The sequence below is a fragment of the Leisingera sp. F5 genome, assembly GCF_001593695.1.
Map to the genome: position 1 here is coordinate 1 of NZ_LUKH01000535.1, position 2,178 is coordinate 2,178.

The 2,178-nt window shown below is 54.9% G+C and carries 2 protein-coding genes; one reads left to right on the forward strand and one right to left on the reverse strand.

Annotated elements, in window-relative coordinates; all coding sequences use genetic code 11:
• Window positions 1–169 precede the first annotated feature (169 nt).
• The gene (locus A2I95_RS32900) at window positions 170–1,627 is read left to right on the forward strand and encodes a sulfotransferase (protein WP_291736594.1); all 1,458 of its coding nucleotides are present in this window, start codon (window positions 170–172) and stop codon (window positions 1,625–1,627) included.
• Between the two features lie 121 nt (window positions 1,628–1,748).
• On the opposite strand, the gene A2I95_RS32905 is transcribed toward A2I95_RS32900, so the two are convergent.
• Window positions 1,749–2,178 (reverse strand): oligopeptide/dipeptide ABC transporter ATP-binding protein (locus A2I95_RS32905; protein ID WP_367153186.1); only part of this gene is annotated, 430 nt, incomplete at its 5' end.

Here is a 2,178-nt window from a genome sequence, read left to right on the forward strand (position 1 = left end):
GCTGCCCTGTTGGCTGCGGCCAAAGGGAAAGAGGCCCCGCGGCTGATGCAGTTTGCCTCGATGAACCTTTTGATGATCGTGGTGCTGCTGTTGAGCTGACAGGTTGTTTACAGCTCCTTTACCAGCCTTCCCTTAGGTTCATGTTTAAGCCAGAAGCAAGGAGCGTCTGATGAACCAACATGTGCGCAAACCTCCCGGAGAGGAGATGCCGCCTGAACCGTGGCTTGAGCGTGTTGACAGTTTGCTAGCGGAGGGACACTACAAGCAAGCACTTGCAGTACTGGTACCGCGAGTCAAGGTGGGCTTGCCTGACATCAAAGTGCTTGATCGCACCGCGATGAGCTATTACCAGCTGGGCGATGTGCAAACGGCATTGTCACTTATCCAAGTGATGGTGGAGCAATGGCCCGATGTGGCTGCAGGTTGGGCAAAGCTGGCTGCAATGCAGCAAACCGCGGGCAACATCGAAGCTGCAGTCGGTAACTTTAAAACGGCTTTGAAACTGGACCCCTACCTGATCCGGGCTTTGTCGGCCCTGAACGGTCTGGAGCCGTTTTCGCGAAATGGCCAGAATTACAAGCGACTCAAGAAACTGGCGCAGGATAAAACGCTGCCACGGATGGATCAGGCGCTGGTCCACAACACCATTGGCCTGATTGAAAAGCGCCACGGCAAACATTCAGTTGCCTTCAACTGTTTTGTACGTTCAAAGGCATCACTGGGTGCCCGGTTCCATCCCGATGCACAGCAAAGTGCCGTCGACGGCCAGATCAAACAGTTCAGACCTGCACCACAGAAGACGAACGATACAGCCTGGCCCAAGGTGATATTTGTGTGCGGCATGCCGAGATCGGGCACAACACTGGCAGAGGCAATCCTGCACCGGCATTCTGCCGTTGAAACAATTGGCGAAAGCAAGGCACTGTCCCGGACATTGCAGGAGGTCCGCAAGTATACGGCTGAGGTCGGACGCGGCACAGATGTTTGGTCCTGGGCTGGCAGTCTGGAGGAGCAGGAGATTGAAGTTTTCCGCAAGATGTACTTTCAGTTTGCCTTGAATGGTCTGAAAAAGGGGCCGGTTCTAATTGACAAAATGCCCATGAATTGCCGGGACATGGCCTTGGCCCACGTTCTCCTGCCTGGCTGCAAGTTTGTATTCTTGTCGCGGCATCCGCTGGATGTGGGGTTATCGAACTTCTCGATTTGCTTCCAAGAGGTCATGGCGTTCACTTGCAAGTTGGATTGGCTTGGCTGCATGACTCGCGAGGTCTACCGCTCGGCCTCGGACTACCAGTCCAAACTTGGGACGCAGATGAGAGTCCAATCCTATGAGGCGCTGGTCACCGACCCCGAGAACCAAATCCCTGTTTTGCTCCGGCAATGCGGGCTGGACTGGGAGGATGCCTGCCTTGCACCGGAAAGCAATAAGAGCGTTGTGAATACCGCATCGCTTCTGCAGGTCCGAGAAAAAATCAACATTAAGGGCCTGAACAAATGGAAGCCTTATGAAAAGCAGCTGCAACCGCTTGTTGAAGCACTGGGCGGGCAGGACTGGATCGAAAATTGGGAGCGTTGGGACAAAAACGCGGCTTTGACTGGCCGCTTTGAAACTGGTCCTGTTGTATAAGCTGTACTTAAATCCTTTAGTTGAAATAGGGCGGTGGAACTCAGAGAACAGAAAAAGCCGGGGATTTCCCCCCGGCTTTTTTGTTGCTGTAGATGAAGGTATTTACTGCGGGTATTGCGTCTTACTCCGCCGCGATTTTGATCACAGGTTTCATGCGTTCCAGCACCTCGTCGCTGAGGTGGCATTTGATCTGATGGCCGGCTTCCAGCTGGCGCACTGGTGGAACGTCCTTTTCGCACAGACCGCCCGGCACTTCGGACTTCCAGCGGCAGCGGGTCTGGAACGGGCAGCCCGGCGGCGGGTTCATTGCCGATGGAATGTCGCCCTCCAGCACGATATGCTCTTTCTCGACAGAGGTATCGGCAATCGGCACCGCCGAGAGCAGTGCTTCGGTATAGGGGTGGTAAGGCGGCGAGAACACCTGATCGGTATCGCCCAGCTCCACTACATGGCCGAGATACATCACCATCACCCGGTCGCTGAGGTAGCGCACGATCGACAAGTCGTGGGAGATGAACAGCAGCGTGGTCTTTTCCTTGCGCTGGATGTGT